Origin of the sequence: Methylobacterium sp. WL119 (assembly GCF_008039875.1) — a bacterium.
In the GTDB taxonomy this organism is placed as follows: Bacteria; Pseudomonadota; Alphaproteobacteria; order Rhizobiales; family Beijerinckiaceae; genus Methylobacterium.
This window is the reverse complement of the sequence record NZ_VRUU01000157.1, coordinates 1-7,348: the sequence shown is the minus strand read 5'-3', so window position 1 is coordinate 7,348 and position 7,348 is coordinate 1. Positions and strand designations below refer to the sequence as shown.

8 protein-coding genes are annotated in these 7,348 nt (G+C 69.8%); all 8 read left to right on the top strand.

Annotation, left to right across the window (positions count from 1 at the left end; all coding sequences use genetic code 11):
* Positions 1-796: PQQ-binding-like beta-propeller repeat protein (locus FV227_RS27105; RefSeq protein ID WP_147728249.1), on the top strand; the 796-nt coding region annotated here is incomplete at its 5' end.
* Between the two features lie 97 nt (positions 797-893).
* Positions 894-1,046, top strand: a complete 153-nt coding sequence (locus FV227_RS29370; RefSeq protein WP_187274972.1) for a hypothetical protein — start codon at positions 894-896, stop codon at positions 1,044-1,046.
* A 262-nt stretch (positions 1,047-1,308) separates the two neighbouring features.
* Positions 1,309-2,403, top strand: coding sequence for a hypothetical protein (locus FV227_RS27100; RefSeq protein ID WP_147860336.1), 1,095 nt, complete (start codon positions 1,309-1,311; stop codon positions 2,401-2,403).
* Positions 2,400-3,263: a hypothetical protein gene (locus tag FV227_RS27095; RefSeq protein WP_147860335.1), complete on the top strand. Its 864-nt coding sequence runs from the start codon at positions 2,400-2,402 to the stop codon at positions 3,261-3,263. The genes FV227_RS27100 and FV227_RS27095 overlap by 4 nt, the downstream gene beginning before the upstream one ends.
* Positions 3,264-3,547: 284 nt before the next feature.
* Entirely contained in the window at positions 3,548-4,327 is a 780-nt protein-coding gene (gene rimP / locus FV227_RS27090; RefSeq protein ID WP_147728246.1) for a ribosome maturation factor RimP, read from the top strand.
* A 68-nt stretch (positions 4,328-4,395) separates the two neighbouring features.
* Positions 4,396-6,003, top strand: coding sequence for a transcription termination factor NusA (gene nusA, locus FV227_RS27085; protein WP_147728245.1), 1,608 nt, complete (start codon positions 4,396-4,398; stop codon positions 6,001-6,003).
* Positions 6,004-6,020: 17 nt separating this feature from the next.
* A complete protein-coding gene (locus tag FV227_RS27080) occupies positions 6,021-6,830 on the top strand; it encodes an RNA-binding protein (protein WP_147860334.1) in 810 nt (269 codons plus the stop codon).
* A gap of 63 nt (positions 6,831-6,893) precedes the next feature.
* Positions 6,894-7,348: translation initiation factor IF-2 associated domain-containing protein (locus tag FV227_RS27075; RefSeq protein ID WP_281407539.1), on the top strand; the 455-nt coding region annotated here is incomplete at its 3' end.

Sequence of the window (7,348 nt, the reverse complement as noted above, 5' to 3'; positions counted from 1 at the left end):
GACCCCGCTGCTGACCCACTTCGACCGCAACGGCTTCGGCTACACCCTCAACCGCGCCACCGGCGAGCTCCTCGTCGCCGAGAAGTTCGACCCGGTCGTCAACTGGGCCTCCAAGGTCGACATGGACCGGGCGTCCCCCGGCTACGGCCGGCCGATCGTCGCCGAACGCTACTCGCCCGAGCGGACCGGCGAGGACGAGACCACCACCGGCATCTGCCCCGGCGCGATCGGGGCGAAGAACCAGCAGCCGGCGGCGTTCTCGCCCGGCACGGGGCTGTTCTACGTGCCCACCAACCACATCTGCATGAGCTACGAGCCGTTCCACGTCACCTACACGACGGGCGTGCCCTATGTCGGCGCCACCGTCGGGCTGCAGCCGCCGCCGGGCGAGTCCCGCACCGGCGCGTTCGTCGCCTGGGACGGCGTCGCGGGGCGGATCGCATGGTCCCTGCCCGAGCCGTTCTCGGTCTGGTCGGGCGCCCTCGCCACCGCCGGCGGCGTGGTCTTCTACGGGACGCTCGAGGGCTACCTGAAGGCCGTCGACGCGACGACGGGCGAGGAACTCTACCGGTTCAAGACCCCGTCGGGCATCGTCGGCAACGTGATGACCTACCGGCACGGCGGCCGTCAGTACGTGGCGGTGCTCTCGGGTGTCGGCGGCTGGGCCGGAATCGGCCTGGCCGCCGGCCTCACCGACCCGGCGGACGGCGCCGGCGCGGTCGGCGGGTACGCGGCACTGTCGGATTATACCGCGCTCGGCGGCCAGCTCACCGTCTTCGCCTTGCCCGTGCGGTGACGAGGCTGCGATACCAATCTGTGGGTGAATTTCCCACATCAAGCAGAAACATGCGCGTCGCACGATGTCGCTCCCGTTCGAGGAGCCGATCGATTCGATGCCGGATTCGCCTGCCACGCCGCGACGCTCGCGCCTGCGCGACCTTCTCGTCGCGATCGTGCTGACGGTGTGGATCGTCGCCGTGGCGCGGACCGAACGGACCGCGCAGCTGACCCCGCCGGTCGTGTCCTACGCGGCGGCCTCGCGCTGAGGCAGATCTCACAGCGTTCCGTCCGGGCGCTGCCCGATCGGCGCACCGGGCGCCGGCGCGCGGCCCAGGTCGAGACGCAAGGGTTGGCCGCCCGAAAGCCGGACCCGCGTCGGCTCCGTGCCGGTTTTCGTGTCTCCCTCCCCCGACGCCGATCCGGCCCCGGAGCTTAGTCCATAAGCGAATTCAAAATAGGAAAATAAACTGTACATTCCCACTTTGTTCCGGTAAATGATCCTCATCGAAGGCGATTCGGATCGATGCCATGGCCAGACAACCGAGGATCGGTGAAGAGGTCCGGCAACTGAAGGGGCTTCTGGCCGGGCTCTCCCTCGACACGAAGCTGCTCCGCCTGGAGCAGGCACTCCGGCGAAAGGATTGGTCCGACCAGCCGCGCGCTCCTTTCGGTCAGCCTAACGGTGGGCAATGGATTGCCGGCGGCGGTGGGGATGGGAACGCCGTCGATCCGGACGTGCTGCGGCTGATCAAGCCGCAATGGGCACAGATGCCCGCAGCCGAGCCCACCCAGACCCGCGAGGAGACCCGTCTCGACGACGGCACCCGCATCCTCTCGATCCGCATCCGCGCCGGCCGGCGCGACTTCGACGAGCAGCACGCGGTCACCGCGCCGGACGGCGAGAGCCGGGTCTTCGAGACCCTCGGCGCGACGCAGACGATCCGCGACGGCGTCTCCGGCGAGATCCTGGGGCGCAGCACCTTCACGGCGAACGGCGCCGAGCCGGACGCGACGGTGCAGCCCGCCTTCCTGCAGGCGGTTCCGCTCGCCCTGGCGGCCGTTCGGGTCCTACGGACGCTCGAGCTCGCCGGCACGCTCTTCGCGACGCTTTCGGCGCAGCGGGGTCGCTACGGCACCGTCCTCGGCACCACGGCGCACGAGTTCCGTGGCGCCGAGGACTTCGAGCACATGCCGGCGATCTGGGTCGGTCAGCTCGACCAGGCATCCCTCGACGCCGCCTGCCCGAAGACCGGTGAGATCCAGACCCAGCTCGACGCGGTCGCCACGGCGGTTCGACAAAGTGGCGCGTATCGAACGCCGCAAGCCATCGGCACCGCGATCCACGTGCTGATGGATCGTTGGGCAAAAGCCCAGAACATCGCCGATTTCAAATCGGAGCTGTCGATTCTCAAGACTGGAGGCGAAGGCTCGTATGGTCAGTCCGGCACGAGCCGCCTTGACCAGTTTCATAGCCCACAGCCGACCGTCGCCTGCGTCTACGACTACAAGACGGGGCTTCGCGGCCTCGGTTGGTCCGATTCGGTGAGTTACGCGACCAGAGCCAAGATGCTGTTCCCCAAAACGCAGCGGATCATCGTCATACAGATGCGGGAGTCGCGATGACCACCAAGAAGCAGTTGGCTCGACTTTTTCGAGACGTGCTGAAGCACAATCCGGATTGGGTCCAAGTGAATCCGTATGCGATCTGGATCCGCCCGATCCGCCATTGCATCGCGCAGATCTACATCTATCGCGGCAGGTCTGCCGATGTATATTGGCCCAGGTTCAGTATCGCGCCCTTGTACTGGAGTGGCGCGAACTGGGATTGGAATGTCGGCAGTTTTTCCGAGGGGTTCCGACGCGAGCCCCTACCTGCCCCCTTCACGCGGGACTACTTCCTCCAGCCCGATTACGAGCGCAGGCCGGAATTTCCCCAGCTTGCCGCCTGGGCGGCCACGGTCGGGGACTTCGCGTGGGCAGATCCCGAAATCGGCCGCATCTTCACGCGCGCGGTCGAGGAGCAGGTCCTGCCGCTGCTGCGCCCGATGGCCCTCGACCACCACGCCTACCTGGACTTCTACCGCAGCCACATCGTCCCGAGCCGCGGCCTTTACGACCAGCAGCGCATGGCGATCGCGCTCGCGGAGGGCGCGCTGGACGAGGCGCGCGAGTTCCTGGGCCGGATCTGGCGGTGGTACGAGAGCGACACCTACGGCGATTACGAGCCGCCCGAGATCCTCGACTATCCCAAGCGCGGCGCGCGCACGCAGCGCGCCATCGAGGCCTGGGAGAAGGCCGGCCGCTGCACCGACTACCGGCGCTGCCGCCGCCGCATCCTCGAGATCGTCGAACCGCTCCGCACCGGCGACCGCGCGGCCATCGCGGCGATCCTTCACCGCTGGGAGGCCGAGGCGGCGCGCTTCCACCAGGCCGAGCGCTGGTGGGAGCCGACGCCGTTTCCCATCGAGGAGGGGCTGGCCTGAGCGACCGTCGATCCGACCTCACAGAGGCCCTTCCACGGTCCAGGATCGCTCCTCGAGCGATTCCCGGGTCGTCCGGCTGCTTCGGGTCGAGGCGACGCGCAGCCGGAAAACGCTTGAATTCTTCGCGTTCACCCGCTAGATCGTTCCTCATCAGTTCTGGTTGCAGTCGCGAGGCTGCGGTTCGGGAGTGGGCCCCACCGGGTCCGCTCTTTTTTATTGCCGCAAGCCCCTCTCCTGTCCTCCGGAGCGCCGCCCCATCAGCGAGCCCGATCCTGAGCGCAGTCATGTCAGAGCCGACCGCCGTCCCCTCGCCCGAGCCGTCGGCTGAGCCGACGGAGAAGCGCCTGGTCCGCGAGACCGGCGTCGCCGCGCGCGTGGCGCAGGTGATCGAGGGTCCGATCGAGGGGCTCGGCTTCCGCCTAGTGCGGGTCAAGGTGTCGAGCGCGAACGGCTGCACCGTGCAGATCATGGCCGAGCGGCCGGACGGCTCGATGTCCATCGACGAGTGCGAGACCGTGAGCCGCGCGATCTCGCCGATCCTCGACCTCGATGACCCGGTCGGCATCGCCTACTATCTCGAGATCTCCTCGCCCGGCATCGACCGTCCGCTGGTCCGGGTCTCCGACTTCGCCCGCTGGGCCGGCTACGAGGCCAAGATCGAGCTCGCCGTGCCGCTCGGCGGCCGCAAGCGCTTCCGCGGGATCATCGGCGAGCCGGACGCGGCGGCGCTCACCGTCCCGGTCGACCTGCCCGACGTCAAGGAAGGCCTGCCGAGCCGGGTCTCGCTGCCGCTGCGCGACCTCGCCGATGCGCATCTGGTGCTCACGGACGAGCTCGTGCGCGAGTCGCTGCGGCGCGGCGGAGGCCCAGTGCAGGACCTCGACGAGGCGCTCGACGACGACGAGGCGGAAGACGCCCCGGCCCTTCCGCCGGCGCCGTTCCCGAAGCGGCAGAAGGCTTCCGCCAAGCCCAAGGCGGCCAAGCCGAAGCCCGCTTCGGACGCGCCCAAGAAGCCCGTGACCACCAAGGCGGCCCGCCTGAAGGACCGCGACTCGCTTCACTAGAGCATCGCCGCCCGCCCCGCTTGCAAAGCGGCGACCGGGGCGGCACCCCAAGAGAAGGACCGACACAGATGGCCGTCGTCAGCGCCAACCGGCTCGAACTCCTGCAGATCGCCGACGCGGTCGCCCGCGAGAAGGTGATCGATCGCTCCATCGTGATCGACGCGATGGAGGAGGCGATCGCCAAGGCGGCCCGCTCGCGCTACGGCGCCGAGACCGACGTGCACGCCGAGATCGACAACAAGACCGGGGCGCTGCGGCTCTCCCGCCACCTCCTCGTGGTCGACCTCGTCGAGAACGACGCCCGCGAGATCACCCTCGACCAGGCCCGGCGCTACAATCCCGGCGCGCTCGTCGGCGACGTGATCTCCGACACCCTGCCGCCCTTCGATTTCGGGCGCGTCGCCGCGCAGTCGGCCAAGCAGGTCATCGTCCAGAAGGTGCGCGACGCCGAGCGCGACCGCCAGTTCGACGAGTACAAGGACCGCATCGGCGAGATCGTGAACGGCCTCGTCAAGCGCGTCGAGTACGGCAACGTCATCGTCGACCTCGGCCGCGGCGAGGGCATCGTCCGGCGCGACGAGATGATCCCGCGCGAGACCTTCCGCCCCGGCGACCGCATCCGCTCGTACCTGTTCGACGTGCGCCGCGAGGTGCGCGGCCCGCAGATCTTCCTGTCGCGCTCGCATCCGCAGTTCATGGCGAAGCTCTTCGGCCAGGAAGTGCCGGAGATCTACGACGGCATCGTCGAGGTGAAGGCGGTCGCCCGCGATCCGGGCTCGCGCGCCAAGATCGCGGTGATCTCGCGCGACGGCTCGATCGATCCGGTCGGCGCCTGCGTCGGCATGCGCGGCTCGCGCGTCCAGGCGGTGGTCGGCGAGCTCCAGGGCGAGAAGATCGACATCATCCCGTGGTCGGAGGACCAGGCGACCTTCATCGTCAACGCGCTGCAGCCGGCCGAGGTCGTCAAGGTGGTGCTCGACGAGGAGGCCGACCGCATCGAGGTCGTGGTGCCCGACGACCAGCTCTCGCTTGCCATCGGCCGCCGCGGCCAGAACGTGCGCCTGGCCTCGCAGCTCACCGGCTGGGACATCGACATCCTGACCGAGGCCGAGGAGAGCGAGCGTCGCCAGAAGGAGTTCGCCGAACGCACCACCGTGTTCATGGGCGCGCTCGACGTCGACGAGACCGTCGGCCAGCTGCTCGCGGCGGAAGGCTTCCGCAACGTCGAGGAGATCGCCTACGTCGACATCCAGGAGCTGTCCTCGATCCAGGGCCTCGACGAGGAGACCGGCGCCGAGATCCAGGCCCGCGCCCAGGATCACCTCGCCCGAATCGAGCAGGAGCACGACGACCGCCGCACCGAGCTCGGCGTGCAGGACGAGCTGCGCGAGATCGACGGCCTGACCACGCCGATGCTGGTCTCGCTCGGCGAGAACGACGTGAAGACGATCGAGGATCTGGCCGGCTGCGCCACCGACGACCTCGTCGGCTACACCGAGGGCCGCGGGCCGGAGGCCAAGCGCCACGCCGGCTACCTCGACGGCTTCGAGGTCTCGCGCGCCGAGGCCGAGGCCATGATCATGGCCGCCCGCCTCCGCGCCGGCTGGATCGAGGCGCTGCCCGAGCCCGAGGCGACCGAGGACGCGGCGGAGCCCGCCGAGGCCGAGGCCAACTGACGACGCGAGGTCGGGCGATGATTCAGGCCGCTCAGCCGTCGGCTGACGAGGGCATCGTGGACGTCGTCCTCGATGCCGGGCCGAATCGTGGCCGACAGGGCGCGCTGCGCACCTGCATCGTCACGCGCACCGCGCAGGCGCCCGACGCGATGATCCGCTTCGTCCTCGGGCCGGACGGCGCCGTCGTGCCGGACCTGCGCGCCCGGCTTCCCGGCCGCGGCGCCTGGGTCAGCGCGCGCCGCGAGGACGTCGCGACGGCCGTGAGGAAGCGGGCGTTCAACCGGGCGTTCAAGACGCAAGGCGCGACCGCCTCGGCCGACCTGCCCGACCGGATCGCCGAGGGGTTGCGGGCCGACCTGCGGCAGGCGATCGCGTTGGCCAACAAGGCCGGCTGCATCGTGACCGGCTTCACCAAGGTCGAGGCGGCGATCGGCGCGCAGCCGCGCGTCGCTGCCGTGATCCATGCGTCAGACGCCGCGCCCGACGGTCGCCGCAAGATCGCGGCGGCATTGCACCGGCGGCACGGCGATGCCATATCCCGCATACCGATCGTTGACGACTTGTCCGAAGACGAATTGGACATGGCCTTGGGTCGGGATCATGTGATACACGCTGCGCTCGTCGCAGGAGTCGGGGCCGCCGGCTGCCTGGCGCGTTGGCGTCGGCTACGCTCCTTCGAGGGCGTCGCCGCGGCGATCGAGGAGCGCGGATCCGCCGGATACGGCGGGGATGCTCCCCCTCTGCAAGACGATGCCGTGACGGATCAGGCCGGCGCTCCGCGGGTTGCCGGTTCACGCGACGATGGAAACCCTCAGGGTTCAGGCTGAATGAGCGATACGAATAATCCGGGCGACAAGACTCTGAGCAAGACTCCTGCGAAGCCGCTTTCCTTGAAGCGTCCGATCGAACAGGGGACCGTGCGCCAGAGCTTCTCCCACGGCCGCTCCAAGCAGGTCGTGGTCGAGACGGTGAAGCGCCGCGTGATCGGAGCGGCGCCGGCGCCCGTCGCCCCCATCGCGGCCCCGACACGGGTCGCCCCGCCTCCGCCGCCGGTCGCCCCGCGCCCGGCGCAGCGGTCCGCGTCCGGCGTCGTGCTGCGCACGCTGAGCGAGCAGGAAAGCTCGGCGCGCGCCGCAGCGCTCGCCGACGCGCAGCGCCGCGAGCAGGAAGCCCGCCGCCAGGCCGAGGCCGCCGCCGAGGCGCAGCGCGCCCAGGCCGCAGCCGAGGAGCGCGAGCGCGAGGCTGCCGCCGCCGCCAAGCGCGCCGAGGAGGCGCGTCGCCAGGAGGAGGAGAAGCAGCGCGCCGCCGAAGCCGCTGCCGCCGCCGCCGAGGCACGTGCCGCCGC

Coding starts and splice junctions, on each gene's coding strand:
- FV227_RS29370 (WP_187274972.1), top strand. CDS start 894: ATGCCGGATTCGCCTGCCACGCCGCGACGCTCGCGCCTGCGCGACCTT.
- FV227_RS27100 (WP_147860336.1), top strand. CDS start 1,309: ATGGCCAGACAACCGAGGATCGGTGAAGAGGTCCGGCAACTGAAGGGG.
- FV227_RS27095 (WP_147860335.1), top strand. CDS start 2,400: ATGACCACCAAGAAGCAGTTGGCTCGACTTTTTCGAGACGTGCTGAAG.
- rimP (WP_147728246.1), top strand. CDS start 3,548: ATGTCAGAGCCGACCGCCGTCCCCTCGCCCGAGCCGTCGGCTGAGCCG.
- nusA (WP_147728245.1), top strand. CDS start 4,396: ATGGCCGTCGTCAGCGCCAACCGGCTCGAACTCCTGCAGATCGCCGAC.
- FV227_RS27080 (WP_147860334.1), top strand. CDS start 6,021: ATGATTCAGGCCGCTCAGCCGTCGGCTGACGAGGGCATCGTGGACGTC.